Origin of the sequence: Streptomyces sp. SCSIO 30461, assembly GCF_037023745.1 — a bacterium.
Classification (GTDB): domain Bacteria; phylum Actinomycetota; class Actinomycetes; order Streptomycetales; family Streptomycetaceae; genus Streptomyces.
The window spans coordinates 2,996,241-3,021,601 of the sequence record NZ_CP146101.1 but is presented as its reverse complement, the minus strand read 5'-3'; the positions used below and the strand labels follow the sequence as shown (position 1 = coordinate 3,021,601).

The 25,361-nt window shown below is 70.2% G+C and carries 24 protein-coding genes and 2 pseudogenes; 6 read left to right on the top strand and 20 right to left on the bottom strand.

Going from position 1 to position 25,361, the window contains the following annotated elements:
* Window positions 1-10: 10 nt before the first annotated feature.
* From V1460_RS13305 to V1460_RS13290, 4 genes are all read right to left on the bottom strand, one after another.
* Window positions 11-1,396 (bottom strand): chloride channel protein, encoded by a 1,386-nt coding sequence (locus V1460_RS13305; RefSeq protein ID WP_338673934.1) that lies wholly within the window; start codon window positions 1,394-1,396, stop codon window positions 11-13.
* Window positions 1,397-1,460: 64 nt separating this feature from the next.
* The gene (locus V1460_RS13300) at window positions 1,461-1,739 is read right to left on the bottom strand and encodes an SHOCT domain-containing protein (RefSeq protein WP_338673933.1); all 279 of its coding nucleotides are present in this window, start codon (window positions 1,737-1,739) and stop codon (window positions 1,461-1,463) included.
* A 42-nt stretch (window positions 1,740-1,781) separates the two neighbouring features.
* A complete protein-coding gene (locus tag V1460_RS13295; protein ID WP_338673932.1) occupies window positions 1,782-2,246 on the bottom strand; it encodes a DUF6325 family protein in 465 nt (154 codons plus the stop codon).
* A gap of 122 nt (window positions 2,247-2,368) precedes the next feature.
* Entirely contained in the window at window positions 2,369-2,821 is a 453-nt protein-coding gene (locus V1460_RS13290; RefSeq protein ID WP_338673931.1) for a GAP family protein, read from the bottom strand.
* A gap of 20 nt (window positions 2,822-2,841) precedes the next feature.
* Between V1460_RS13290 and V1460_RS13285 the strand changes: the two genes are divergently transcribed.
* The gene (locus V1460_RS13285; RefSeq protein ID WP_338673930.1) at window positions 2,842-3,090 is read left to right on the top strand and encodes a hypothetical protein; all 249 of its coding nucleotides are present in this window, start codon (window positions 2,842-2,844) and stop codon (window positions 3,088-3,090) included.
* A 16-nt stretch (window positions 3,091-3,106) separates the two neighbouring features.
* Here the strand turns inward: V1460_RS13285 and V1460_RS13280 are convergent, their stop codons facing one another.
* The 4 genes from V1460_RS13280 to V1460_RS13265 all read right to left on the bottom strand — a co-directional run bounded on the left by V1460_RS13280 (window position 3,107) and on the right by V1460_RS13265 (window position 6,862).
* Complete coding sequence (locus V1460_RS13280) at window positions 3,107-3,949, bottom strand: ATP-binding cassette domain-containing protein (protein WP_338673929.1); 843 nt, start codon at window positions 3,947-3,949, stop codon at window positions 3,107-3,109.
* Entirely contained in the window at window positions 3,946-5,019 is a 1,074-nt protein-coding gene (locus tag V1460_RS13275; protein ID WP_338673928.1) for an ABC transporter permease, read from the bottom strand. Before V1460_RS13275 ends, V1460_RS13280 begins: the two co-directional genes overlap by 4 nt.
* Entirely contained in the window at window positions 5,016-5,993 is a 978-nt protein-coding gene (locus tag V1460_RS13270) for a sugar ABC transporter substrate-binding protein (RefSeq protein WP_338678026.1), read from the bottom strand. Before V1460_RS13270 ends, V1460_RS13275 begins: the two co-directional genes overlap by 4 nt.
* A 149-nt stretch (window positions 5,994-6,142) precedes the next feature.
* Window positions 6,143-6,862: a GntR family transcriptional regulator gene (locus tag V1460_RS13265; protein WP_338678024.1), complete on the bottom strand. Its 720-nt coding sequence runs from the start codon at window positions 6,860-6,862 to the stop codon at window positions 6,143-6,145.
* Window positions 6,863-7,070: 208 nt separating this feature from the next.
* On the opposite strand from V1460_RS13265, the gene V1460_RS13260 reads away from it, so the two are divergent.
* Window positions 7,071-8,075, top strand: coding sequence for a Gfo/Idh/MocA family oxidoreductase (locus V1460_RS13260; RefSeq protein WP_338673927.1), 1,005 nt, complete (start codon window positions 7,071-7,073; stop codon window positions 8,073-8,075).
* A 208-nt stretch (window positions 8,076-8,283) separates the two neighbouring features.
* On the opposite strand, the gene alc is transcribed toward V1460_RS13260, so the two are convergent.
* Entirely contained in the window at window positions 8,284-9,411 is a 1,128-nt protein-coding gene (alc, locus tag V1460_RS13255; RefSeq protein WP_338673926.1) for an allantoicase, read from the bottom strand.
* 4 nt (window positions 9,412-9,415) lie between these two features.
* Window positions 9,416-10,753 carry an allantoinase AllB gene (allB, locus tag V1460_RS13250; RefSeq protein WP_338673925.1) on the bottom strand — a complete coding sequence of 446 codons (1,338 nt, stop codon included), beginning with the start codon at window positions 10,751-10,753 and terminating at the stop codon, window positions 9,416-9,418.
* A 204-nt stretch (window positions 10,754-10,957) separates the two neighbouring features.
* Between allB and V1460_RS13245 the strand changes: the two genes are divergently transcribed.
* On the top strand, window positions 10,958-11,791 hold the full coding sequence (locus V1460_RS13245; RefSeq protein ID WP_338673924.1) for an IclR family transcriptional regulator: 834 nt from the start codon (window positions 10,958-10,960) through the stop codon (window positions 11,789-11,791).
* A 21-nt stretch (window positions 11,792-11,812) separates the two neighbouring features.
* On the opposite strand, the gene V1460_RS13240 is transcribed toward V1460_RS13245, so the two are convergent.
* The 3 genes and pseudogenes from V1460_RS13240 to V1460_RS13230 all read right to left on the bottom strand — a co-directional run.
* Window positions 11,813-12,526, bottom strand: a complete 714-nt coding sequence (locus V1460_RS13240; RefSeq protein ID WP_338673923.1) for a class I SAM-dependent methyltransferase — start codon at window positions 12,524-12,526, stop codon at window positions 11,813-11,815.
* A gap of 515 nt (window positions 12,527-13,041) precedes the next feature.
* On the bottom strand, window positions 13,042-13,560 hold the full coding sequence (locus tag V1460_RS13235; protein WP_338673922.1) for a GNAT family protein: 519 nt from the start codon (window positions 13,558-13,560) through the stop codon (window positions 13,042-13,044).
* 460 nt (window positions 13,561-14,020) lie between these two features.
* A pseudogene (locus V1460_RS13230) lies at window positions 14,021-14,323 on the bottom strand (DUF5955 family protein); the annotation flags it as partial.
* 298 nt (window positions 14,324-14,621) lie between these two features.
* On the opposite strand from V1460_RS13230, the gene V1460_RS13225 reads away from it, so the two are divergent.
* Together V1460_RS13225 and aceB are read left to right on the top strand one after the other, a co-directional pair.
* A complete protein-coding gene (locus tag V1460_RS13225; RefSeq protein WP_338673921.1) occupies window positions 14,622-15,245 on the top strand; it encodes a nucleotidyltransferase family protein in 624 nt (207 codons plus the stop codon).
* 192 nt (window positions 15,246-15,437) lie between these two features.
* Complete coding sequence (aceB, locus tag V1460_RS13220; protein ID WP_338673920.1) at window positions 15,438-17,069, top strand: malate synthase A; 1,632 nt, start codon at window positions 15,438-15,440, stop codon at window positions 17,067-17,069.
* 79 nt (window positions 17,070-17,148) lie between these two features.
* Here aceB and V1460_RS13215 read toward each other — a convergent pair.
* The 7 genes and pseudogenes from V1460_RS13215 to V1460_RS13185 form a co-directional block, all read right to left on the bottom strand.
* Window positions 17,149-17,472: pseudogene (locus V1460_RS13215) on the bottom strand (oligopeptide/dipeptide ABC transporter ATP-binding protein); the annotation flags it as partial.
* A gap of 121 nt (window positions 17,473-17,593) precedes the next feature.
* Entirely contained in the window at window positions 17,594-19,774 is a 2,181-nt protein-coding gene (locus V1460_RS13210; protein WP_338673919.1) for a hypothetical protein, read from the bottom strand.
* Between the two features lie 245 nt (window positions 19,775-20,019).
* Window positions 20,020-21,423, bottom strand: coding sequence for an 8-oxoguanine deaminase (locus tag V1460_RS13205; protein ID WP_338673918.1), 1,404 nt, complete (start codon window positions 21,421-21,423; stop codon window positions 20,020-20,022).
* A 188-nt stretch (window positions 21,424-21,611) separates the two neighbouring features.
* Entirely contained in the window at window positions 21,612-22,559 is a 948-nt protein-coding gene (pucL, locus tag V1460_RS13200; RefSeq protein ID WP_338673917.1) for a factor-independent urate hydroxylase, read from the bottom strand.
* Window positions 22,560-22,565: 6 nt separating this feature from the next.
* On the bottom strand, window positions 22,566-23,543 hold the full coding sequence (gene uraD, locus V1460_RS13195) for a 2-oxo-4-hydroxy-4-carboxy-5-ureidoimidazoline decarboxylase (protein WP_407077447.1): 978 nt from the start codon (window positions 23,541-23,543) through the stop codon (window positions 22,566-22,568).
* A gap of 100 nt (window positions 23,544-23,643) precedes the next feature.
* A complete protein-coding gene (locus V1460_RS13190) occupies window positions 23,644-23,982 on the bottom strand; it encodes a helix-turn-helix domain-containing protein (protein ID WP_338678022.1) in 339 nt (112 codons plus the stop codon).
* Window positions 23,983-24,035: 53 nt separating this feature from the next.
* Window positions 24,036-24,293 carry a hypothetical protein gene (locus V1460_RS13185; protein WP_338673916.1) on the bottom strand — a complete coding sequence of 86 codons (258 nt, stop codon included), beginning with the start codon at window positions 24,291-24,293 and terminating at the stop codon, window positions 24,036-24,038.
* A gap of 126 nt (window positions 24,294-24,419) precedes the next feature.
* On the opposite strand from V1460_RS13185, the gene V1460_RS13180 reads away from it, so the two are divergent.
* Window positions 24,420-25,289 (top strand): TIM barrel protein, encoded by an 870-nt coding sequence (locus tag V1460_RS13180; RefSeq protein ID WP_338673915.1) that lies wholly within the window; start codon window positions 24,420-24,422, stop codon window positions 25,287-25,289.
* Window positions 25,290-25,361: the final 72 nt, after the last annotated feature.

Below are 25,361 nucleotides of genomic sequence, written 5' to 3'. Positions count from 1 at the left end.
GTACGCGTGCTCACGCCGCTCCCCGCACCCCGGCCGCCCGGTCCTGTTGTGCCGGTGGGGGGCCACCGGGGGCGACACCCGGTCCCGCCGGCAGGAGTTCGGTCACGACGAAGGCGACCACGGCGGCCAGGATCACCACCGGGATCATCGAGACGCTGCCGAGCAGCATCACCACCAGCACCACACTGCTGACCGGCAGCCGCAGCGCCGCCGCGGAAGCCGCGGCCATACCGACGGCCATTCCGGGGATGAAGCCGAGACCGGGCAGGGGTGCCGCGAGCACACCGGCCGCGGCGCCGAAGAACAGCGCGGGAAACACCGGGCCGCCCCGCAGACTGCCGAGGCAGAGTGCGTAGGCGGCGCCCTTGAACACCAGCACGGCGACCAGCGCGGCGATCCCGTACGACTGGGGGTGCGCCGACAACTGCACCATCGCCGCCTGTCCTGACGAGGCCACATCGGCGGGAGAACGGCCCGTGAGCAGCGTGTACAGGGCGGCGCAGACCCCGGCGCCCAGCGCGCACAGCACGGTCGTACGGACGGTGCGCGCCGCGACCAGGGCGGCGAAGTACCGGCCCACCGTGAAGATGTAGTGCACCACCGCGCCGATCACGGCGGCGACCAGCAGCGCCCAGAGCACATCCCCGGCGTCCAGGTGCGGGAACGGGCCGGACAGCTTGAGCCGCAGACTCGCCGTGTCGAGACCGGTCCAGCGGCCGAAGCCGGTGAACACCAGGGCGCCCACTCCGCTGGAGAGCAGCGCCGGAAGCATGATCGCGAAGAGCTGCGGGCCGCCGACGCCGATGACTTCCATCAGCAGGACGGCGCCGACGACCGGGTTACCGAAGATCGCCGCGATGGCGGCGGCGGCACCGGCCGCCCCGAGCAGGGCGGTGCTCTGCGGTGTGGCGGGTGCCCGGGTGAGCTCCCTGAACAGCAGGGCGAGACCGCCGCCCAGGGCGATCAGGGGTGCTTCGGGGCCGAGCGTCGCACCCAGTGGCAGACTCGCCACCGCGGCGATGACCACACCCGGCAACGCCTTCGAGGTCGATCCGCCGGGCTGGAGCCCGTAGGCGGGGATGTGGCCGCCGGCGCCCGGCAGTCGCAGGACGACCCAGGAGACGACGAGCCCGGCGATCGGAAGCAGCACCAAGGGCCACCACCAGGGCGGAATGGACCAGCCGAGCGTCTCCGGGAGGACGTCCCACACCAGGTGTTCCAGCTCGTGCAGCACCACGAGGAACCAGAACGCGATCAGCGACACGGGGATGCCGAGAAGCGCGGAGAACACCAGCGTCTTGCGATAGCTCGGGGTGCGGAGCAGTTCCCGCAGCCGGTCCGCCTCTTCCGGCTGGGTGCCGCCGGAGGCGGCAGCCCTGGGCCGCGGCTGAGTCATGGGGGTCGTCCCTTCCCGGCCCCCCGAGAGAGTTCGCGGTGTGCGCGTGGTGATGGCTCAGGTGTCAGGCGAGTACCTTCTGCTTCTCGGCGGCGAATTCCTCCTCGGTGAGCAGCCCCTGGGCTTTCAGCTCGCCGAGTTCCTTGAGCTTGTCGATCTTGCTGCTCATCTCGTCGTCAGGCGTGAGTGCGGTCGGCGGAGCTTCCGCCTGCTGCTGCTGTTGCTGCTGCTCGCCCTGCTGCGCCCAGCGGCCCTGCTGGCGCCGTGAGACACGGTTGGAAACCGCCGTGGCGGTACCCGCGATCACGGCGGTTCGGGCGACACCGCGGATGAGACCTGGCATGTTCATCTCCCAGTGGATGCGACGGTGTGCGGAGGTTCGGAATCAGGCCGCTGACGTCTCCTGGCCGGACATGCCGCCTTCTTCGACCGCGTCCAGCGAGGCGAGCAGCGCCTGGACCGGAATGCGTCCCCCGGCCACCAGCTGTGCACCGCTGCGCCGCATCGCCTGGGCGAGCGGAGCGGCCCAGGTGTTCTCGTACACGAGGACGGCGGCGGAGTTGCCCGGCTCGATGACTGCGCCCGCCTCGTCCAGATCGTCCTGGCCGAGCAGCCCCGACGAGACACCCTCGAACACGGTCAGGTCCACATCGCCGTCGATGTCGGACAGCTCCATGACCGTGAGGGTTCCGTCGGTCTCCTTGCTCACGAACAGCAAATCGAGAATACGAATGATCTGGCGATCGGCCAGATCGATGAGCAGGGGCAGGCCCTCGCCCGTCATACGGTTGCCGGGGAACTCCACGACCAGGTAGTCGACAGGTCCCAGTTCTTCGATGTCATCGATCATGACCACTCCTTGCCAACGCCTCAGCGGTCCGGGGCGGCTCGGTGGCCACGACGCGGCCGGTCCGGGGAGCACGGCACCCTGCATGCCATTGCAGCACTCGGCTGGGTGCTTCGCACCTTCGGTCAGCTCGTCAGTTGGTAGATGCTGTTGCCGGTCAGCCGCAGCCCGAGCAGCAGGCAGCCGAAGACGACGGCCGGGTCCTGGTGGCGCTGGAGCCAGGCCCGCGGCCGCTTCAGCCGGGCTTCGGCGACCTTGGGCGCGAAGATCATGTACAGCTCGGCCGCCAGCAGGCTCGCGCTCGCGAGCAGGCAGAATCCGAACAGAAACAGATACGTGCCGACGTGGGGCAGGTCGGCCTCGATGACCACGGTGACCGCCGCGGCCACCAGACCCCACGGTTGCAGGAAGAAGGCGAGACCGGCCACAGACCACGGTGAAGCGTGGTCCGGTCGGAGGTCAGGGACGGCTTCTCCCTGCCGGACGTCCGCTTCCGGCGCGGGGCGGGCACCCCCGCCCGGCGTGGTGGACGGCCCGTTTCCATGCCTACGGGGACTCGCCGCGCGCCCTCGTCTCACGGATCGAGGCGCGCTTCCCCGTGGCGACCCGGCTGACGACCCGTATGGTCGCCGCGGACATCTTCGACTCCGCCACACGCCTTGCCGCGCAGTGCTTCCTGACGGCGATCCCGCTGCTGTTCGTCGTGGGGTCGTTCGCTCCCGGGGGCGTACCCAACCGGCTCATGACCTCCGTACAGGCGGTCTTCGGGCTCACCGGCCCGGCTCGGGTCAGCCCCGGCGCGCCGCTGATGCGGGCGGCCGACGCCGGGAGGGCTGCCGCCGATTGAGGCGCGGAACAGCGCCTCAGTCGGCGTACCCGCCCGGCTGCTTGGGCCCGGGGGCACGCTCCAGTTCATGGCGAAGGTCGTCGAGTTCGCTGCCGCCCGCCATCTGGCGGGTGAGTTCGTCCAGTGTGATCTCCGGCTTCCCGTAGCTGCCCACCATCGTGCCGCGCTTGAGCAGCACGAACCGGTCGCCGACGAGATAGGCGTGGTGCGGGTTGTGCGTGATCAGTACGACACCAAGGCCGGCGTCGCGAGCGGCGGCCACGTACTTGAGCACGACCCCGGACTGCTTGACGCCGAGTGCCGCTGTGGGCTCGTCCAGGACCAGCACCTTGGCCCCGAAGTAGACGGCCCTGGCGATCGCGACACACTGCCGCTCGCCGCCGGACAGCGTGCCGATGGGCTGGTCCACGTCGCGCAGGTCGATGCCCATGCGCAGCAGTTCGGCGCGGGTCGTCTCACGCATCCGCCGCACGTCGAGGCGCTTGAACGGGCCGCTGCCCCTGGTCGGCTCCGACCCCAGGAAGAAGTTGCGCCACACCGGCATCAGGGGGACGACGGCGAGGTCCTGGTAGACGGTGGCGATACCCCGGTCGAGCGCTTCGCGCGGGGAACCGAGGGCGGTTTCCTCGCCCTCGATCGCGAAGGTGCCCGCGTCGTGCCGGTGAAGTCCTGCGATGATCTTGATCAGCGTCGACTTGCCGGCGCCGTTGTCGCCCAGTACACAGCTGATCTCCGCCGCGTTGACCTCCAGCGAGACCCCTTCGAGGGCTCGGATGTTCCCATAATGCTTGCTGACCTCGTGCAGTCGTACGAGAGCCGTCTGCGGAGCCTGGGCGGTCCGGGCACTCTGAACGGTCATGCGGTCGCCTCCGCGCGCTTGCGGACCCAGGCGTTGAGCAGGGTCGCCAGGAGCAGCATCGCTCCGAGGAAAAACGTGAACCAGTCCGGGTTCCACTCCGCGTACACGATGCCCTTGCTGGTCATACCGAAGATGAACGCGCCCACCGCGGAGCCGATCGCCGAGCCGTAACCACCGGTGATCAGACAGCCGCCGATGACGGCCGCGATGATGTAGATCAGCTCGTTGCCCACGCCTTCGCCGGACTGCACGACGTCGAACGAGAACAGCAGGTGCTGGCCGGAGATCCAGGCGCAGAAGGCCACACCCACGTACAGGAGGATCTTGGTCCTGTCGACCGGCACGCCGACCGCGCGGGCCGCGTGCGCACCGCCGCCGACGGCGAAGATCCAGTTGCCGAAACGGGTGCGCAGCAGGATCCAGGTGGCGACGGCGACCAGCGCGAACCACCACAGGATGGTGACCTTGAGCTCGACACCGCCGATGGTGAGCTGCGAGGCGAACAGCGCCTTGGCGGAATCGAAGCCCTCCATGTCGGCGATCGACTTCGTCGACACCGTGCCGCTGATCAGCTTGGTGAAGCCGAGGTTGAGGCCGGTGAGCATCAGGAAGGTGCCGAGGGTGATGATGAAGCTGGGCAGCCTGGTGCGGGTCAGCATGAGCCCGTTGAACACCCCGATGGCCAGGGTGACCAGCAGTGACACCAGCACGCCCACCCAGACGTTCGCCGTCATCTGATACGCGAACATGGAGGTGACCAGCGCGGAGCTGGTCACCATCACACCGGCCGACAGGTCGAACTCGCCACCGATCATCAGCAGTGCGACGGGCACGGCCATGATGCCGATGATCGAGGACGCATAGAGCACCGTGCCGAGGCTGGATGCCCGCAGGAAGCCGTCCGCGACGACGGAGAAGAAGAGGAACACCGCGGCGGCGCCCACGACGGCACCGAGTTCGGGCCTGCCGAGGAGCTTCTTCAGCGTCGAGGTGTGCAGCAGCCGTTCGTCGGCCGCGGCGGCGCCGGGCTCACGGGGCCGGTCGCGGCCGGGTGGCGCGGTCGCGGTCATCGGGTCCCCCGCTCGGCGTAGTCCTTCAGTTTGGCGGCGTCCGCGCCGGTGATGATCTGCGGTCCGGTCAGTACGGGACGGCCGCCGCCGAGTACATCGGCGTTGTAGCGGTAGAGCCACAGCAGGTCCACGGCCTCATAGCCCTGGAGATACGGTTGCTGGTCTACGGCGAAGCCGAGCTTCCCGTCCTCGAGCTCGGTGGCGACCTTGGCGTTGAGGTCGAAGGTGTCGACCTCGGCCTTGCTGCCCGCGGACTCCTTGGCCTGGACAGCGGCGGCGGCAAAGGGCGCGCCCAGCGTGACCACCGCGTCGATGGACTCGTCCGTCTGGAGCTTGGCCTCGATGGACGCCTGTACATCGGGCATGTTGGTGCCATCGACGTAGAGGGTCTCCATGGCGCCGCCGAAGGTCTTCCTGGCTCCGGCGCAGCGCTGCTCATGGCCGACGTTGCCCTGCTCGTGGATCACGCACAGGGCCCTCTTCCGGCCGCGCTCGTCCAACTCGTCGCCGACGGCCTCACCGGCGATGGTCTCGTCCTGGCCGATATGGGTGAGCGCACCGTAGGACTTGGACAGCTCAGCGCCGGAATTCACCGTGATCACGGGGATCCCGGCCTTGGTGGCCTTGGCCACGACCGCCTTCATCGCCTCGGGCTTGGCGAGGGTGACGATCAGGCCGTCGACCTTCTTGTCGATGTAGGAGTCGACGAGCTGCGCCTGCTGCTGGGCCTCGTCGCTGTTGGCGTAGAGGAAGTTGATGTTGTCCTTGGCTGCGGCCTGCTTGGCGCCGTTCTGGACGATGTCCCAGAAGGTGTCGCCCGCACCGGAGTGGGTGACCATGGCGAAGGTCCAGCGGGGGGTGCTGACGGCGGCTCGGCCCTCTGCCGCAGCCTGCTTGCGGGCGTCTTCGGCTCGCTTGCCGCCGGTCGCGCTGCACCCCGCGGTCGACACGCCGAGCGCCACCACCACCAGCATGGACCCGAGCGCGCGTACCCCCGCACGGCCTCTTGCCGACCCTGCCGCCTCTGTCGCCCTTGTCACGACGCCGCGCACCTCTCGTTCCGCTCGTGGTCCCCGATTCCGTACCCCAGCTGGTTCAGTATCCCTGAGGCACCGGATCGAACCTACGGGCGCACCAGAAGCTGGAAATCGAAGGCGTAGCGCGACGCCCTGAACACATGCGAGCCGAATTCGACCGCGCGTCCGGTGTCGTCGTACGTGGTGCGCAGCATGGTCAGCAGCGGCGCGCCGGGCTCCTCGGCGAGCTGCCCGGCCTCGTCGGCGGTGGCGGCCCGGGCCCCTACCGACTGGCGGGCGCTGTGCAAAGTGATCCCGGCCGCGCGCATCATCCGGTAGAGCCCGGTGGCTTCGAGACGGTCGGTGTCGAGCGGCAGCAGCCCTGCCGGAAGGTGGTTGCACAGGTGCGCCAGGGGTTCGCCGTGCGCGTACCGGAGCCGCTCCACCAGGTGCACCTCGCTCCCCTCCGGCACGCCGAGGGCGACAGCGACCTCCGCGGGGGCCGGTTCGATGGTGTTGCGGAGCACGGTCGTCGCCGGGCTCCCGCCCGCCGCGTCGAGGTCGTCGTAGAGGCTGCTCAGCTCCAGTGGCCGTCTCACCTGGCTGTGCACCACCTGGGTGCCCACACCTCTGCGGCGCACCAGCAGTCCCTTGTCGACCAGCGACTGAATGGCCTGGCGGACGGTGGGCCGGGAGAGGCCGAGTCGGCCCGCGAGCTCTATCTCGTTGCCGAGCAGGCTGCCGGGAGTGAGCGTGCCGAGCTCGATTGCCGCTTCCAGCTGCTGGGAGAGCTGGAAGTAGAGCGGGACCGGGCTACTGCGGTCCACCACCAGTTGGAGCGCAGTGGCCGCGCCCGTCACGTCCGCCGCGCCTCGGGGCGCTCGGGGTTCCCTGCGTCCACTGCGTTCACTGGGCTCTCGGGGCTGCTTGGGCACGCTGCGAGCGTAGTCGTGCGGCCTGTTGACGGGAAGTTGTGCAGTTCGATTGTCAGGACAAATGCTTGACATGGCTCCGAGGCGGCCCCACCTTGGGGCCATGCGCATCGGACTCATCGGAACCGGACGTATCGGCACGTTCCATGCGGGTGTCCTCAGCCGCCATCGCGAGGTCGGCGCCCTGGTGGTCGCGGACACCGACGCCCAGCGGGCGCGGGAGGTCGCCACCCGGATCGGCGCCACCGCGGCGCCGTCCGTGGACGAGGTCTTCAAGTGGGGCGTCGACGCCGTCGTGATCGCGTCCGCCACCGCGTCCCACGCCGACCTGATCGGCCGTGCGGCCCGCGCCGGATTGCCCGCCTTCTGTGAGAAACCGATCTCGGTGGACCTGGCCGGGACCCTGGGGGCGCTGCGCGAGGTGGCCGAGGCGGGCACCGTGTTGCAACTCGGCTTCATGCGCCGATTCGACGCGGGCTTCGGCAAGGCCCGTGAGCTGGTGCGCTCAGGCGGACTCGGTCGACTGCACACCGTCCGGGCGATCACCGCGGATCCCGCGCCGCCGCCCGCCGAGTACCTGCCGCTGTCCGGTGGGCTGTACCGCGACTGCCTCATCCACGACTTCGACATCCTGCGCTGGATCACGGGTCGCGAGGTCGTGGACGTGTACGCCACGGGCTCGGACGCCGGGGACGCGATGTTCCGCGCGGCGGGCGATGTGGACACCGCGGCAGCGGTGCTGACCCTGGACGACGGCACCCTCGTCTCGGCCACCGCCACACGCTGCAACGGGTCGGGCTACGACGTGCGCATGGAACTGTGCGGCGAGTCCGACACGGTCGTGGTCGGCCTGGACGACCGCACGCCGATCTCCTCGACAGAGCCCAAGGGCCCGCCGGCCGCCGACAGGCCCTGGCCGGGCTTCCTGGAGCGCTTCGCCTCGGCCTACGAGGCCGAGTTGGCGGCCTTCGTCCAGGTCGCCATCGGTGGACTCGGCAACCCCTGCGACGGCCGGGAAGCGCTGGAGGCGCTGCGTATCGCCGAGGCGTGCGAACTGTCGCGGCGGGAGCGCAGACCGGTGCGTATGGAGGAGATCCCGGGGTTGTGAAGCCCGGGATCCGACGGCCGCCGGATCCCGTCCGGCGCCCCGGCCCTGTAGCCGGTCTCATCCGGGATTCCAGCGCGCCCGACGGCAGGCACCGTCCGCGACGCCGCCCGGCGGCCGCCGGTCACCACGTGACAGCCGGCCCGAGTGTCGCGGGCGACTTCGACAGTGGGCATCGCCCTGCTCGGCATCGCGAACCGCGACCGGCGACTCAGTCCGCGCCGCCGAGTTCCTCGTGGCGGGCGGCCAGGGCGGTCGCACCCTGGTCGGTGAGGGACCCGAACAGCCGCAGTCGTGAGATTCCGCCGTCCGGGAAGATGTCGATGCGCGCATGCGTGCCGACGACCGGGGCGTCCAGCGAGAAACGGTGGTTGGTGTCGGGCTGGAGGCGGGTGCGGGGAAGTACCCGGGTCCACTCGCCCGTCTCACCGTCGCGCAGGGAGAGCTCGGCCCAGCCCGCGCTGTTGCCCTTGAGGTAGGCGGTGTCGATCTCGACCGCGCGGATCTCGGACTGCTCGACCAGGCGGTAGCGGATCCAGTCGTTTCCCTTGTCACGGCGCCGCCTGGTCTCCCAGCCGTCGTCCATCTTCCGGGACCTGCCCGGCTGAATGGTGTTGGTGGCCGGGGAGTAGAAGCGGTCGGATGCGTCCTCGACACGGCCGCCGTTCTCCAGCGCCACGACGTCGAACGTGCCGAGCACGCGCAGCCACTCGGGGTCCGGTACGACCTCTCCGTACACCCGCAACCGGGCGACACCGCCGTCCGGATGCTGGTTGAGGCGAAGGTGGGTGAATCGCTGTTCGACATCGACGGTGAAGCCGTTGGCGGCGTGGCCGCCGACCGGGGAGCGCGGGACGATGGTGGTCCAGGTGACGGTTTCGTCGACGAGGGCCTCGGGGGAGGGCGAGCCCGGTACGCAGGCCGCATCGACGGATACCGACTGCGGGTAGTTGCCGCGGAAGTGGGCGGTGTCGACCACGATGCCGCGCACCACGCCGGGGGCGCCGAGCCGGATCAGGGCCCAGTCGTGGTCGGTGTCGGTGGGGTGCGGCTCGTCGACTCCGGCACCCCGGCGGCGGCGGGTCTCCCAGCCGTCCATGATCTTGCCCTTGTGACCGAAGTGCTCCGGGTCGAACTCGGCGGCCCCGGGCTTCAGCAGATTCTCGCGTTCGGCGAAGAACTCGTCGTTGGCAGCGATGACGCCCGCGCCGAGTCCCCGGTCGGCGAGGTCGGCATAATGGCTGAACGGGAAACCCGACGGGCCGGGGCTACGGTAGTCGGCGTAGGGATCTCCGCCGCCGTAGGGGCTCGCGTCGCCGGTGAAGGACGGTATCGCCACTGTCTCAGGTGCTCCTTTCGATCAGCCGGCCGGACGGCTCGGCGAGGGTTCCGTTCTCCACGATCCGCCTGCCGCGCAGCCATGTCGATTTCACGACGCCGTGCAGGGTCCTGCCCGCGTAGGCCGTGACCTGGTTGCGGTGGTGGAGTTCGGCGGGGTCTACGGTGAAGGTCTCATCGGGTGCGAACACGGCGAAGTCGGCGTCGCGGCCCGCTTCGATGGCGCCCTTGCGGTCGAGGCCGGCGAGCCCGGCCGGCCCGGCGGACATCCAGCGCGCCACGTCCTCCAGGCCGTGGCCGCGTTTGCGGGCCTCGGTCCAGATGACGGGGAGGCCCAGCTGGAGCGAGGAGATCCCGCCCCAGGCGGTACCGAAGTCGGGTGTCTTGAGGTCGGTGGTGCAGGGCGAGTGGTCGGAGACGACGCAGTCGATCGTGCCGTCCGCGAGGCCCTGCCAGAGCACGTCTTGGTTGGCGGCTTCACGGATGGGCGGGCAGCACTTGAACTCGGTCGCCCCGTCGGGGACTTCCTCCGCGGTGAGGCTGAGGAAGTGAGGACAGGACTCGACGGTGATCCGTACGCCGTCCGCCTTCGCCTTCGCGATCAGCGGCAGTGCGTCACCGGAGGAGAGGTGCAGCACATGGACGCGGGCGTTCAACCGCCTGGCCTGCTCGATCAGCAATCCGATCGCGGTGTTCTCGGCGTCGCGCGGACGGGAGGCGAGGAAGCCGGTGTACGCGGGACCGCTGAACGCCGGCGCCGCCGCGAGGTGGTGCGGGTCCTCGGCGTGCACGATCAGCAGGCCGTCGAAGCCCGCGATCACGGCCAGGGAGCGGGCGAGCTGCTCCTGGTCGAGCTCCGGGAACTCCTCGACGCCCGACGGGGACAGGAAGCACTTGAAGCCGAAGACACCGGCATCGTGCAAGGCATGCAGATCGTCGGCGTTGTCCGGGATGGCACCGCCCCAGAAGCCGGTGTCCACATGGACCTTGGGCTCTGCCGTACGCTGCTTGGTCCGGAGATGATCGACGGTGGTGGTGGGCGGGAGGGAGTTGAGAGGCATGTCCACCAGAGTGGTGATGCCGCCCGCTGCCGCGGCCCTGGTGGCGGTCCAGAAGCCCTCCCACGCGGTGCGTCCGGGGTCGTTCACATGGACATGGGTGTCGACGAGGCCGGGGAGCACCACATCGTCCCCGAAGTCCTCGATGCGGGCACCGGCCGGGATCTCGGCGTCGTACGGCAGCACGGCGGCGATCCGTTCGCCGCGCACGACGACGGACGCGGCTCGGGTCCCTTCGGGGGTGACGACCCGTGTCGAGCGCACCACCAGATGCACGTCGGCCATCCACGCCTCCTCCGCAGAGCAGAAATTCAACGTTCTGTTGAAGAAGTCTTCACCCAGGACTCCACCCCGTCAAGGCCAGGACCTCGACATATCGCAGCTTGAAACTTCCGGCCACCGGAAATATGATTCCGAATAGTAAAAGCAAGGTGCCCAGATCGCCCGATAGGCTGGCAGCACGCCCGCCCGCCTGAAAGGACCGCCACCGTGCCGACGTCCAGCTCCAGCAGCACCTCGGCCGCCGACGCGGCCAAGCCCGCCACGAGCAACGGCGGAGGCGGCGTCCAGTCACTGGAGCGCGCCTTCGACCTGCTGGAGCGGATGGCCGACGCGGGCGGCGAGGTCGGCCTGAGCGAACTGTCGGCCAGCAGCGGACTCCCGCTGCCCACCATCCACCGGCTGATGCGCACCCTCGTCGCCTGCGGCTACGTACGGCAGCAGCCGAACCGGCGCTATGCGCTCGGCCCCCGGCTCATCCGGCTCGGCGAGTCGGCATCGCGACTGCTCGGTACCTGGGCTCGCCCCTATCTCGCACGGCTGGTCGAGGAGACGGGCGAGACGGCCAACATGGCGCTGCTCGACGGCGACGAGATCGTGTACGTCGCGCAGGTCCCCTCGAAGCACTCCATGCGGATGTTCACCGAGGTCGGCCGACGGGTCCTGCCGCACTCCACCGGCGTGGGCAAGGCACTGCTCGCCCACACTCCCCCGGAGGAAGTGCGGGCGCTGCTGGCCAGGACCGGGATGCCGGCAGCCACCGACAAGACGATCACCACACCGGACGCCTTCCTGGCCGCACTGGAGTCGGTCCGCAGAACCGGCTACGCGGTGGACGACAACGAGCAGGAGATCGGGGTGCGCTGCCTCGCCGTCTCGGTCCCCGACTCACCGACGTCCGCCGCGATCTCGATCTCGGGCCCCGCGGGGCGGGTGACCGACGCGGCCACGGAGCGGATCGTCCCGGTGCTCCAGGCGGCCGCACGGGAGCTGTCCGAAGCCCTCGCCAGTGCCGTGACCACGTCGGCGCCGCCGCAGGGCTGACCCCGGCGGCTCGGGTGGCGCTCAGCGCTTGCGCCCCACCACGAGCGCGGCGCGCGGGCTCCCATCACCTCTCCACCCCAGCCCGGTCAGCGGACGCAGCTCCACGTCGAAACCGGCCCGGGCGAGGTCGTCCAGCACTGCGCCGAGCGGAAAGGTGCGGTAGTACATCACGAACGGCGGCCGCCACACGGCGTTGCGCACCCGCATGGCGGCGTCGAAGCCGAGCATGGCCCAGTACGGTCGGCTACCCGGACGTGCGGGCGCCCCGATCGGGAAGGCGAAGAGACCGCCGGGCCGCAGCGCCGAATGGACCTGGGCGAACAGTCCGAGCCGTTCCCCGGGCAGGAAATGCCCGAACGCCCCGAAGCTCATGGCCAGATCGAAGACCGGCGCGAACGGCATGGCCCGTGCGTCGGCACGCACCCAGTCCACCGCCGGAAAGGCGCTCCGGGCCTCGGTCAGCATGCCCGTGCTGAAGTCGACGCCGACGACCCGGCCGTCGCACACCTCCCCCAGAACCCGCACGCCCGCACCGGTGCCGCAGCAGACATCGAGCCCGTGCCGGAACGGACCGAGCGGGTGGAGCGCCTGGAGCACCTCGTCGAGGACGCGCTCCGGGGTACGGAAGGAGGTCGCGTCGAACTTGGGCGCGAGCAGGTCGTAGCCGCGCTCGACGGAGGACAGGGCCTGGACGGCGAGTTCGCGCAGTGTGGGGCGCTCAGAAGTGGTGGACATCGGTTCCCAGCCTACGGGTTGACAACCCCGCACGGGCCGGAGGCGTCCTCCCGTGCGTGATCGACGAACTGGACCCCCACGGCTACCACCACACGGACGACACCGACGAGGAGTCGGTCAGGCCCGGCCCCCTGTGGCGCCACGCCCTGTGGGTGGTGGCGGTGGCCGCGGCCGGCGTGGGGCTCGCCTGGCTGGGTGCACGGTTCCATTTCGGGCCCAAGGAATATGGTCTGCCCAGCGCCGCGCCCGGCCCGGCTCTGCCCTTCCTCGCGGTCTGGACCATGGTCGGGCTGCTGTCGGCCGCGGTGCTGCGAGCCGCCGCCGCGAGGGTGCCGATATACGTGCCCGAGGGGATTGCCATCGGCACGACCCTGATCGGCACCCGCCTGACGCTCAGTTGGCGCCCCGAGGCGCCGACGGTCGCGCTGATGGCGGCTGCCGCACTGGTGGTGGCAGCCGCTTGGTGCTTCCCCCTCGTCCGGCGGCAGCAGCCTGGTGCCTCTGCCCGGTCAGGCTCACAACGGAATCCGGACATCGATGACCGGTCCGTTCGACGCGAGGGCGGGCGGCGCGTCAAGGCTCTCCAGCACATGCAGCATCGGCGCGTTGTCGACCGCGACGGTGGCCGTCAGCGTGTGATGCCCCTGGCTGCGGGCGACTGCGGCGGCATGGGCCGCGAGCGCGGTGCCGAGGCCCTTGGACTGCCAGGTGTCCTCGACCAGCACGGCCAGCTCTCCCACGCCCTGCCGGTCGGTGCGCATGACGCTGGTCATGGCGATGATGTGGCCGGTGCGCTGGTCCGGGGTGGTGACGAGAGTGGTGCCGCGCTTCGGGTCGCAGAGCAACCGCCAGCCGACGCGGGATAATTCAGGCTTTCCGGTGTGATACCGCCGAGCCCGGCTGTCGGGCGAGCAGCGTCGGTGCAGCGCCTGGACGGGCGCGAGATCGGCGGGGGTCATCTCCCTGGTGCGGGTGGCCGTGCCGTCGGTCAGGGTGATCTGGTGTCCGGTGCCACGGGCGATGCCGTCGGGCATGCCGACTTCTCCTTGCCTTGCGAACGCGATGGGTGTGCCGCGACCCCCCGTGTGGACGCCGTCCACGTCAGGCACATGAGAAGTCTTTTGCCGCGGCGAGGCCGACTCAAGCGGGGTTCACGCCAATTCGACTACTCTTCGCGCCCGGATCACTACCGTACGAGTGCGATGAAATCCGAGGCACGGGACGGCAACCGGCACCGGTCACCAGTCCCGGTCACGGACCCGTGGATGTTCGCAGCGGTCAGCGCGCGGGGCCGCCGCCCCCGCAGTCGTCATGCCGGCCGCCGCGATGGGTACCGCCGCCGTGCGCACCACTCCCGTGCGACTCCTCGCCGCCGAGATCACCACCGAGACCACCATCGCCGTTTCCATACGGGGCCTCACGGCCGGGCGAAGCGCCGCTGCCGTACAGCCGCCCACCGAGGTCGCCGTTCCTGTCGCCGTACAGCTCGCTGATGGGCTCGCCGAAGAGCTCCACCGCCCGGTGCACCCCACCGAGCCCGGGCGCGAGCACGCTCACCGAACCGAGCGAGCCCACGACGAGGAGCAGCGAACGGCGCAGCCGCCGACCTTCCGGCACCCCGCCGTCCACCATCGCGGCCATCGCTGCGAGCTCGTCCTCCGCGATGGCCCGGTCGGCGAACTCCGCCGGATACCCGGCGAGCTCACGGCGAAGCCGGGCGACGGCGGAGCGGAGCTCCACCACCCTCGGGTCCTCGCCGCTCCCTGTCACTCGCGACTGCCTTACGCTCCACAGCACCGCACTCCCCCTCGCACGCCTCGGTGTCCGGTTCATGACCCGCCGGACGGTGGTCAGACGTCTTGGGCCGCGGGCAAGTTAACGCCATCGGGCGTCGGCTTCGCCACTCGGGAGTACGAGTTTCAGCCCGATGTGTCCGCCTCGAGCACCTTGTGCCCTGCGGCGAGGTCGAGCGGGATGCGGTCAGACGGGTCCGGTTCAGAGCTGAAACCGTGCAGGCGATCAGCCCGACACCGCCGGCCAAGGTCGCCGAAGCGTCGCCCCGCCATCCGCGCCTTTGATGGGGTAAGCAGGAGCCATGGCTCACACCTCAGAGAAACCGCAGGTCGCAGGACTGGTCCTGGCCGCAGGAGGCGGGCGGCGACTCGGCGGCCGCCCCAAGGCACTACTGCGGTACCGGGGTCGCCCCCTGGTGGAGAACGCGGTGCGCGTGCTGCGCGCGGGAGGCTGCCGATCCGTGCATGTCGTGCTGGGCGCAGCCGCTGATCAGGTGCTGCGGGAGGCCGATCTGCCGGGCTGTTCCGTATCCGTCAACGCGGACTGGGAATACGGGATGGGCTCTTCGCTGCGCACCGGGCTCGACTCCCTGGCCGCGGCGGGCGGTGAGCCCGGCGCGGCCCTCGTCTCACTGGTGGACCAGCCCGGCATCGGTGCGGCAGCGGTCGCGCGAGTGGTGGCCGCGGGCGGCTCCCCTCCGGCACTGACGTCGGCGCTGGCGTCGGCGGCGTACGGGGGGAGGCGCGGGCATCCGGTGCTCTTCGGCTCCTCCCGCTGGGCGGCGGTGGCCGCGAGCGCCACCGGCGACCGCGGGGCCCGGGACTACCTGAGGGAGCATGAGGCGGAGATCACCCTCGTGGAGTGCGCGGATGTGGCCGAGCCGTATGACATCGACACTCCCGAGGACCTGGGGCACCTGGAGTGAGCGGGGTGGCACCGAGCGCCACATTGTGTCGACCCGGAGAATCTCGACATCAACAAAACATTGAACTTCCACTATGCGGTAACTAGTATCCACTGCTCAGAAGCATTCTCTGCCCCAAACGGGTCCGGAGAGCGCAGCACCAAGTCCTGGCACCGAGTGCCTTGCCGAGCTCGCTGAAGGAAGTGACCGCTCATGTCCGCACCAGCGCCGTCCTCGCCGGCCACCGTCGACGCCGAGCCGCTGCCCCGGCAGGAGGAGGTGCTGACCGAAGCGGCACTCACCTTCGTCGCCGAGCTGCACCGCCGCTTCACTCCCCGACGTGACGAGCTACTCGCACGCCGCGCGGAGCGGCGCGCCGAGATCGCCCGGACCAGCACGCTCGACTTCCTTCCGGAGACCGCCGGGATCCGCGCGGACGAGAGCTGGAAGGTGGCACAGGCACCGGCCGCGCTCAACGACCGCAGGGTCGAGATCACCGGGCCCACCGACCGCAAGATGACCATCAACGCCCTGAACTCAGGCGCCCGCGTCTGGCTCGCCGACTTCGAGGACGCTTCGGCGCCGACCTGGGAGAACGTGATCCTGGGCCAGCTCAACCTGATCGACGCCTACCAGCGCCGCATCGACTTCACGGACCCCGGCAGCGGCAAGTCGTACGCCCTGAGGCCCGCGGACGAACTCGCCACCGTCGTCATGCGCCCCCGCGGCTGGCATCTCGACGAGCGGCATGTGCGCGTCGACGGCCGCCCCGTGCCGGGTGGGCTGGTGGACTTCGGTCTGTACTTCTTCCACAACGCCAAGCGGCTGATCGGCCTCGGCAAGGGACCGTACTTCTACCTCCCCAAGACCGAGTCGCATCTGGAGGCCCGGCTCTGGAACGAGATCTTCGTCTTCGCACAGGACTACGTCGGCATCCCGCAGGGCACGGTCCGCGCCACCGTCCTGATCGAGACGATCACGGCGGCCTACGAGATGGAGGAGATCCTCTACGAACTCCGCGACCACGCCGCGGGACTCAACGCCGGCCGCTGGGACTACCTCTTCTCCATCGTCAAGAACTTCCGTGACGGCGGGACGAAGTTCGTCCTCCCGGACCGCAACGCGGTCACGATGACGGCCCCGTTCATGCGCGCTTACACCGAACTGCTGGTGCGCACCTGCCACAAGCGCGGCGCGCACGCCATCGGAGGAATGGCCGCCTTCATCCCCTCCCGCAAGGACCCCGAGGTCAACAAGGTCGCCTTCGAAAAGGTCAAGGCGGACAAGGACCGCGAGGCCCGCGACGGCTTCGACGGCTCCTGGGTCGCCCACCCGGACCTGGTCCCCATCGCGATGGCCTCCTTCGACGCAGTGCTCGGCGACAGGCCCAACCAGAAGGACCGACTGCGTGAGGACGTCTCGGTCGCGCCCGGCGACCTGATCGCGATCGACTCCTTGGACGCCCGGCCCACTTACGAGGGTCTGCGCAACGCCGTCCAGGTCGGCATCCGCTACATCGAGGCGTGGCTGCGCGGACTCGGAGCCGTCGCCATCTTCAACCTGATGGAGGACGCCGCCACGGCCGAGATCTCCCGCTCCCAGATCTGGCAGTGGATCAACGCGGGTGTGGAGTTCGAACACGACGGAAGGATCGTCCGCGCCACGCCCGAACTGGCCCGGGGGGTCGCCGCCGCGGAACTCGCCGCGATCCGTGCGGAGGTCGGCGATGACGCCTTCGCGGCCGGCAAGTGGCAGCAGGCACACGACCTGCTGCTGCGGGTCTCGCTGGACTCCGACTACGCGGACTTCCTGACGCTCCCGGCGTACGAGCAACTCGTCGGCTGACACCTGCGAGGCACGATGGTGCCGCCCTCCCCGAACCATGCGGCCCGGGGAGGGCGTCGTCGTATCCGGTCGTCCGGTCTCAGTCACCCGGGAAATGGCAGGCGACCCGCTGCTGCTCCCCCGGCACGCCGATCCGCAGCAGCGGCTGCTCGGTACGGCAGATCGCCGCCGCCTTCGGGCAACGGGGATGGAACGTGCACCCCGGCGGTGGCGCCGCGGGGCTCGGCGGATCGCCGGCCAGAGTGATGCGCTCCCGCTGCCGTTCGGCCACCGGGTCGGGCAGCGGTACGGCGGACAGCAGCGCCCGGGTGTAGGGGTGCAGCGGGCGGCCGTACACCGCGTGCTTCCCTCCGATCTCGACGATCCGCCCGAGGTACATCACCGCGACCCGGTCGCACACCCGGGATGGGCGGGACGTTCGAACAGCTCCTCCACGGGCGCCTGCTCGGCGGCCGGGTGTCCCACCGCAAGGGCCCTCTCCTGTAAGCGAGGGCACCTCCGGGCCCGCAACCGATCCGGTTCGGTCACAGCTCGGCGCGACGGACCTTCCTGTGCCTGCCGGCACGCCTGCCTGTACGCCTGCGCGGATTCCTACGGTCCGCCAAGGCCCTGGCCTCCTTCAGGACGTGCGCGGCCGGGTCCGTCACCGAGCTGTCCGGATGGCGGGTGCGTAGTTCGTCCAGGATGGGCAGGGCGCGGTCCGGGTCGGCGGCGGCGAGCGCGGAGATCAGCTCGGCCGGGCCACCCGGCCAGGCGGCTGCGGCACTGTCGAAGGCATCGAGCAGGGCGCGGCGCGGGCCTCGGCCGACATCCTCCTGTCCCCGCTCCGCCCCGACGTCCTCCCGGATGTCGGTGAACGAGGCGTCCCCGAGCTCGTCGAGCAGCACCATGGCTTCGGCGTTCAGGGGGACCTGGTCGGCCGGCGCCACTTCCCCGCGCGCGAGCAGCACCCGACGGGCATGGCCGCCGACCAACGGGTCGGTGAGAGCCGCCTTGAGCGGTGGCACGGGAACGGCGGCAAGGTCGAGACGCTTGACGAGCCCGGCGAGACCGCGGCCGGGCACGGCTGTGGGTACGGCGGCGAGGAGTTCACTCCAGGTCGCGTCATCGCCACCGCGCGCCGCGGCCCAGTCCGCCAGCACGCGGGCGGCGATCTGCGGGGGCCAGGCCTCGACCGCCGCGACGAGCGATGCCGCGTCCCACCCAAGGACCGCTCGGGCATCCGGCACTGCGACATGTCCCACTGACAGTGTGTGGCGTACCACGGCGCTGCCGAGCGGGGTGAGACCGAAGACATCACCCGTGCGGAAGACGCATCCGGTCGCGGCGAGCCGGTCGACCACCGCGGCGAGGGCGCGGGCCAAGCCGTCGAGCTCGGCGCGGTCGCTCTCGGTCAGCTCGAGGATGCCGGTCAGCTCGCCGAGTTCGGCGGGGGTCGGGGTCGTGTACGTGGCGGGTGCCGTGTCCGGGACCGCCAGGGGCGCGTCCTCCAGCACCGGGTCGTACCACCAGTCCATGTGGCCGGCCGCCTTGCGGGCCACGGAGTCCGGGGTGCAGCCGCGTTCGTAGAGGGTGTAGAGGATGTGAGCGGCGTCGAGTGCGTATGCGTCGCCGGGGTCGGCGTCGGCGGCGACCCGCTCCACCACCACTGCCAGGATGTCGGCACCCAGCTCGACCTGTTCGGCGGGGGTCCCCGCGCTCCAGACCGCGCTGCCCTGGCCGGGAAAGCCGCAGTGTTCGGCCAGTTCGCGCACGTCCTCGTCCCCAGCGGCAAGCGAGGCGGGCAGCGGGGCACCGTGCAGCAGGGCCTCGATCTCCGCGGGCGCGGGCAGTGCGGCCGGTGGAGGCAGCGGTACGTCGGATGCGCCGTAGTAATCGAGGTGCTCGTCGAGGAACCGGTCGGCGAGCACGGCGTGTGGCAGCGCTTCCGGGCCCGGTGCGAGGTGCTCGTAAGGGCCGGTGAGGGCCTCGTTCAGGCCGGTGGCAGTCCAGCGGTCGCTCAGCTCCCCGGCGAGGGACTCCAGTTCGTCCGCGAGCGCGTCTTCGGGCCGGTCGGCGGCCAGCACCTCCGAAGCGGGGAGCAGCGGACCGGCCCCAGAGTGCCCTTCGACGTCGTGGGCGAAGGCCTCCAGCAGGGCCTCGGTGAGCCGGGCGCGGCCGGCGAAGGTGGCGGTGGTGACATCAGCGCGGTGCAACGGCCCGGGTGGCGCGGGCCGGTCCGCGTGCGGTGCGGTGTCGAATGCGGCGAGCCAGGCATTCACGGCTCCGGAATCACCGGTGTCGACGCCGTCCGCGCGCAGCAGCGAGGCATACCAGCGCGGCCAGGTGAGATTGAGCGGACGACCCATGGCCTGCTCGAACTCCGGCACGAGTTCAGCGACCGCCGCGAGCAGCCGGTCGCGGCGCTTGGTGTTCAGCCGACCCGCTGCGCGGACCCGGTCGGCGAGAGCACCGAGGACGCCGGGTACGGCGGCGAGCTCGTCGGCGTCCGCGTGCAGCACCAGGGGCAGGTCCTCCAGGAGGACGCGGCGCAGCAGCTCGGGAGTCGGCTCGGGTACGCCGGCCCTGCGGTCCGCGCCGCGCAGGGCGAGCAACGCCAGCACGGCGTCCGTCGGGCGCGGGGGCAGAGCCACTCCCCTCTCCTGCCGCGCCCAGTCGAGGAAGTCGTCGAAGCCGGTGTTCAGGGCGGTACGGGTACGCGTCACCCGGGCAGCGTCGCAGCGTCCGGCGCGACCCGCCCGCACTGCCGCGTACGGATACGCCGATCGAGCGATGCGCGTGTCGTCAGCGCCGCCGCCGGGAGCGCGCACGCTCGGTGCGCGCTCCCGGCGGCGGCCGACCGTGGACCCCGCTCGGGTCCACGGCGCCCGGACGAGGGCCGTCCCCCTCGTCCGGGTGACCGGGGTGACCGGGCGGCCAAAAGGCCGGAGCGGTCGGACCGTCCGAGCCGTCAGGCTCCGGCGGCGATCCGCGCCAGCCGCTGGGCCTGCGCACGTGTGGAACGGGCGATGCCGTCCTCGTCGGCGTGCAGCAGGCGGCCGTTCTCGACCACGGGCCTGCCGTTCACGAGCGACAGGGTGACCGGCGCCGCCGCGCCGAACACGAGGGCCGTCACCGGGTCGGCGACGGAGGAGTGCGCCAGGGTGTCCAGCTTCCAGAGGACCAGGTCGGCCAGCTTGCCGGGTTCGAGCGAGCCGATCTGCCCTGCCCGGCCCAGCACCTGAGCGCCACCGTACGTACCGAGGCGCAGCGCCTGGCGGGCGTTGAGCGCGGCTTCCCGGTGCACCGCGCTGAGGCGGTTGATCAGCAGGGCGTTGCGCAGTTCGGTGTGCAGTTCGCCCGACTCGTTGGACGCGGTGCCGTCGACGCCGAGTCCGACCGGGACCCCGGCGGCGAGCATGTCCGGTACGCGGGCGATTCCGGCGGCGAGCCGGGCGTTGGACGACGGGCAGTGCGCGACGCCGGTGCGGGTGCGGGCGAAGGCCGCGATATCGGAGTCGTTCATATGGACGCAGTGAGCCATCCACACGTCCTCGCCGAGCCAGCCCGTCGACTCGAAGTAGTCGGTCGGCCCCATGCCGAACAGCTCATGGCAGAACTGCTCCTCCTCCACCGTCTCACTGCCGTGGGTGTGCAGGCGCACCCCCTTGCGGCGGGCCAACTCGGCTCCCTGCTTGAGCAGTTCGGTGGACACGGAGAAGGGGGAGCAGGGGGCGACGGCGATCTGTGTCATCGCGTCGAAGGAGGCGTCGTGGTGCTTGTCGATGGTCTCCTCGGTTGCGGCGAGCGCCCCTTCGAGGCTCTCGACGGCGAAGTCCGGGGGCAGCCCGCCGTCCTTCTCACTGCGGTCCATGGAGCCGCGGGCGAGGGTGAAGCGGACACCCATGTCGGACGCGGCGTGGATGATCGCGCCGGAGAGGTCGCCGGAGTCCTTCGGGAACACGTAGTGATGGTCCATGGCGGTGGTGACGCCGCCGCGCGCCATCATCGCCAGGGAGCCCTGGGCGGCGGAGTGCACCATCTGCTCGTCGATCCGGGCCCAGGTCGGGTAGAGCGCGACCAGCCAGTCGAACAGATTGTGGTCGGTGGCCAGGCCTCGAGTGATCCACTGGTAGAAGTGGTGGTGGGTGTTGACCAGGCCGGGGGTGACGAGGTGGCCGGTGCCGTCGATGCGGCGGACCACGTTTTCCAACTGCTCGGGGGCCTTGCCCGCTCCCACGGACTCGATCCGGTTGCCTGCGACGACGACATGGCCGTCGGCGTACTCGGTGTCGCCTGCGTCGACGGTCGCGACCGCGCAGTTCTCGATGACGATCCGCTCGATCGGCTGGTCAGGGGCTGCCGATGCTGCCATGGGGCTGTTTCCTCATGCTTTCGGTGGCGGAGCGGGCACGGCAGGGCCCAGGGGATTTGAGTGCCGGAGCGAGTCTCTCTGCCGCTTGGGCCCGCGGTGCTCCGGGTGCCGAGTTCATGGAGTTGGAGAACCTCTGGGAGTCCGGTGGCCCGGGCCCGACCCGCACGGGTACGGCCCGGGCTCCCCGCTCACAGGTTGGTCATGTCCTCCGGGATGCGCGCCTCGGCGCCGTCCCGCAGGATGGTGGCCTCGATCAGCCCGTAGGGCCGGTCGGCCGCAAAGTACACCTCGTTGTCGTTCTTGAGGCCGAAGGGCTCCAGATCCACGAGGAAGTGGTGCTTGTTCGGCAGTGAGAAGCGGACCTCATCGATCTCCGAGCGGTGATCGATGATCCGCGCACCCATCTGGTACAGAGTCTGCTGGAGCGACAGGGAGTAGGTCTCGGCGAAGGCTTCGAGCATGTGCTTCCTGGTCGCCGCGTAGGACTTCTCCCAGTTTGGCATGCGCTCGTCCTCGTCGCTCCAACCGAAGCGCCAACGACCGGACACCTCGGTCGCGAGGATGCGGTCGTACGCCTCCTGGAGGGTGGTGTACCTGTCCTTCACATAACCCCAGAACTCCGAGTTGGTGGAGTTCATGACGACCAGGTCCTTGAGGCCGGAGATCACCTCCCACCGCGAACCGTCGTAGGTGACCTGGGTGACCCGGGTCTCCTGGCCCTTGCGGACGAAGGAGTGCCTGACCTCGTCGGCGCCGATGAACCTGGAGTTGGCTTCGGAGGTCGCGATCCGCTCCCAGGCGTACTGCTCGATGCGGATGCGCGCCCGGCGGATCGGCTCCTGGGAGGTCACGAAGTGGCGGGCGAGGTGGATGCCGAACTGTTCCGCGGACTCGATGCCGTGCTCCTTGGCGAAGGCGAACACCGTGTTCTTGGTGGTGTCCGTCGGCAGCACGTTGGCGTTCGAACCCGAGTAGTGGACCTCGTCCATGTCGCCGGAGAGTGCGACGGAGACGTTCAGGTCCTTGATGTGATGGGTCGAGCCCTCGCGGGTGATCCTCACGACACGGTTCTCGGCCTTGCCGTACTGGTTCTGGCCCAGGAGGACGGGGCGTGCGGGTCGGGATCGGTCTGTCATTGTCTGCTAGCTCCCTCGGTAAACGGAGTAGCCGAACGGGTTGAGCAGCAGCGGTACGTGGTAGTGCTCGCCCGGATCGACGGCGAAGGTGATCGCCACTTCCGGGAAGAACGCACCGCTGTCCCGATTCGCGGGGGCGTCCTGCTGCGCATCGGCTTGCGGGTCGACTGCGGCTCCGGCCGGACCTGGTCGTTGTGCTCGTACCTGTCCTTGTCCGAGGAAGTAGTCCTCGGTCCCGAAGTCGAGACGTACATGGGTGGTGCCCTCCGGCAGGGCCGGGAGGTCCTTGCAACGCCCGTCCGCGTCGGTGGCCGACTTCCCGAGCGCCGCCCATGCGGCGCCGGAGCCCGCGCGGGCGGACAGGGAGACGGCGACACCCTGCGCGGGGCGGCCGATGCTGGTGTCCAGGATGTGCGTGGAGACCGAGGTGTGCGGGGTCGCTGCGGCGCTGGTGCCGGTGCTCATTCGGGTCTCCTCCTCCGGGGGCGATACGAGACGGGCCAGCCGGATGCGGTTGATCTTGCCCAGTTCGGCGCGGACGATCTCGCGCTCCTGCTCGGGCGAGTGGCCGATCCGCTCCCGGACGGCGTCCCGCATCTGCTCTCCGGTCCGGCCGGTGGCGCAGATCAGGAAGACATGGCCGAACTTCTCCTGGTAGTCCAGGTTGAGCTCCAGCATCTCGGCCCTGAGCTCTTCGGAGGCCCCGGCCATCCCTCGCTGCTCCCGAGCGGAGGTCGGGTCCCCGGGCTTCGGCCGTCCGATCGGCGGGTGCCCCGCCATCGCTTCGGCCAGGTCGTCCGCCGTCAGCTCCGCCATCGCGGCGTCACTGGCGCCGCAGATGGCCTCCGCGTCCGCGTAGGGGCGTCCGGCGAGCACCCTCCTCCCCCAGGCGGAGCTGGCACAGACCTCGTGCAGCTCAGCGACGACGTCGCTGTCCGCCGCGGTGTTCAACCGGGCCAGGCCCGGTGCGGGGATCGGGGACACGGGAGCCTCCGTGCGGTGCGTGAGACGGATTCACGGGATGCGAACAGCTAACGCCTCCCACCGGCACCACGTCAACACTTTGTTGAAAAACGGACCCGCCCTACTCGTCCTTGGCGCTGTTGTCCCGGTTCAGATAGTTGTAGACGGTGAAGCGGCTCACACCGAGCGCGCCGGCGACCGTCTCCACGCCGTGGCGCACGGAGAAGGCCCCGCGCGCTTCGAGGGTGCGTACGACCGACTGCTTCGTCTTGCGGTCGAGCGCCTTCAGCGGCATCCCGTGCGCGCGCTCCATCGCGGCCAGGATGTGGTCCAGGGACTCCGCGAGCTGCGGCAGGCGTACGGCGAGCACCTCAGCGCCCTGCCAGGCGAGTACGACATCGTCGCCCCCTGCCTGGTCCGGCGCGAGTATCCGCCCGCCCATGGCATCCACGAGGGGCATCACGGCGGTGACCAGCGGGTGGTCCAGGGGCACCGGCCGGCCCACGGGCTCGTTCACCGCTCGCTCCCCTCGTCCGCGATCACGCTGACCTGGAGCGACACACGAGTGGCACCAGCGCCCAGAGTCCGACGGAGCAGCGAGTCGACCGCGGTGAGCACCTCGTCCGTGCCGCCTTCCGCCGTATTGCCGAAAGGGCCGACGTCCACGGCGTCGAGGTCCGCCGACCGGATGACCTCACGGGCCACCAGGGCATGGCGTGGCGCCTCATCCAGGTCGAAGGGCTCGGTTGTGAACTCCACTCGCAATCGCATGCCCACACGTTAAGCCCAACTTCCGACCGTACTCACGACGGCCGACCCTTGACATCCCTCACCCATGAGAGGCAATCTTCCATTAAGCAGAAACAAACTTCCGCTATACGGAAGGAGCGTGTCCTTATGGCCCGCTTCCCCGAAGGCGCGGTCACGGACCAGCGCTTCGATGTGAATCTGTCGATCCTGTTCACCGAGTACCCGCTGCTGGAGCGCCCGGCCGCAGCCGCGGCCGCGGGTTTCACCGCGGTCGAGCTGTGGTGGCCCTGGACCGGGACCCCCACCCCCGACCAGAGCGAACTGGACGCTCTGCGCGAGGCGCTCTCGGACGCGGGCACCCAGCTGGTGGGACTGAACTTCTACGCGGGCGAGCTCCCAGGGCCCGACCGCGGCGCCCTGTCCGTACCGGGCGAGGAGTCCGAGCGCTTCCGCGCCAATGTCGATGTCGCCGCGGACTTCGCCGACTCGGTCGGCTGCAAGGCGCTCAACGCGCTCTACGGGAACCGAATCGAAGGCGTGGACCCCGCGGCCCAGGACGCACTGGCACTGGAGAACCTGGTCCTGGCGGCCCGCGCGGCCGACCGGGTGGGCGCCGTCTTGCTGGTCGAGACCCTCAACAAGCCGGAGTCCCCGCACTACCCGCTGGTGAGCGCCCCCTCCGCGATCGAGGTCGTGGACAAGGTGAACGCGGCGACCGGTCTGGGCAACGCGAAGTTCCTGCTCGACATCTACCACCTGTCGATGAACGGCGAGGACGTCGGCGAGGTCATCGCCGCTTACGCGACCAAGACCGGCCATGTCCAGATCGCGGACAACCCGGGCCGCGGCGCGCCCGGCACCGGATCGCTCCCACTGGCGCGGCATCTCGAAGAGCTGCGGACGGCCGGATACGACGGCTGGGTCGGCCTCGAGTACAAGCCGGGCGGCCTCCCGAGCGCCGGAGCCTTCGACTGGCTCCCGGCCGACGCCCGGGCCGTCCGCCCCGACAGCACCTGAGGCACCGTCGCCCCGCACCACCGCGGCACGCCCCGCACCCCACCTCGCAGAACAGCTTTCAGGAAAGGCATG

What these genes read in the sequence shown, in the direction of transcription:
- V1460_RS13205 (WP_338673918.1), bottom strand. Translation starts at nt 21,423, where the DNA reads ATGGCAGCATCGGCAGCCCCTGACCAGCCGATCGAGCGGATCGTCATC.
- V1460_RS13240 (WP_338673923.1), bottom strand. Translation starts at nt 12,526, where the DNA reads ATGTCCACCACTTCTGAGCGCCCCACACTGCGCGAACTCGCCGTCCAG.
- V1460_RS13295 (WP_338673932.1), bottom strand. Translation starts at nt 2,246, where the DNA reads ATGATCGATGACATCGAAGAACTGGGACCTGTCGACTACCTGGTCGTG.
- V1460_RS13275 (WP_338673928.1), bottom strand. Translation starts at nt 5,019, where the DNA reads ATGACCGCGACCGCGCCACCCGGCCGCGACCGGCCCCGTGAGCCCGGC.
- V1460_RS13190 (WP_338678022.1), bottom strand. Translation starts at nt 23,982, where the DNA reads ATGCCCCTCGTGGATGCCATGGGCGGGCGGATACTCGCGCCGGACCAG.
- allB (WP_338673925.1), bottom strand. Translation starts at nt 10,753, where the DNA reads ATGGCCGACGTGCATCTGGTGGTGCGCTCGACACGGGTCGTCACCCCC.
- V1460_RS13225 (WP_338673921.1), top strand. Translation starts at nt 14,622, where the DNA reads ATGGCTCACACCTCAGAGAAACCGCAGGTCGCAGGACTGGTCCTGGCC.
- V1460_RS13280 (WP_338673929.1), bottom strand. Translation starts at nt 3,949, where the DNA reads ATGACCGTTCAGAGTGCCCGGACCGCCCAGGCTCCGCAGACGGCTCTC.
- V1460_RS13260 (WP_338673927.1), top strand. Translation starts at nt 7,071, where the DNA reads ATGCGCATCGGACTCATCGGAACCGGACGTATCGGCACGTTCCATGCG.
- V1460_RS13305 (WP_338673934.1), bottom strand. Translation starts at nt 1,396, where the DNA reads ATGACTCAGCCGCGGCCCAGGGCTGCCGCCTCCGGCGGCACCCAGCCG.
- V1460_RS13270 (WP_338678026.1), bottom strand. Translation starts at nt 5,993, where the DNA reads ATGCTGGTGGTGGTGGCGCTCGGCGTGTCGACCGCGGGGTGCAGCGCG.
- V1460_RS13185 (WP_338673916.1), bottom strand. Translation starts at nt 24,293, where the DNA reads ATGCGATTGCGAGTGGAGTTCACAACCGAGCCCTTCGACCTGGATGAG.
- aceB (WP_338673920.1), top strand. Translation starts at nt 15,438, where the DNA reads ATGTCCGCACCAGCGCCGTCCTCGCCGGCCACCGTCGACGCCGAGCCG.
- V1460_RS13235 (WP_338673922.1), bottom strand. Translation starts at nt 13,560, where the DNA reads ATGCCCGACGGCATCGCCCGTGGCACCGGACACCAGATCACCCTGACC.
- V1460_RS13180 (WP_338673915.1), top strand. Translation starts at nt 24,420, where the DNA reads ATGGCCCGCTTCCCCGAAGGCGCGGTCACGGACCAGCGCTTCGATGTG.
- pucL (WP_338673917.1), bottom strand. Translation starts at nt 22,559, where the DNA reads ATGACAGACCGATCCCGACCCGCACGCCCCGTCCTCCTGGGCCAGAAC.
- V1460_RS13300 (WP_338673933.1), bottom strand. Translation starts at nt 1,739, where the DNA reads ATGCCAGGTCTCATCCGCGGTGTCGCCCGAACCGCCGTGATCGCGGGT.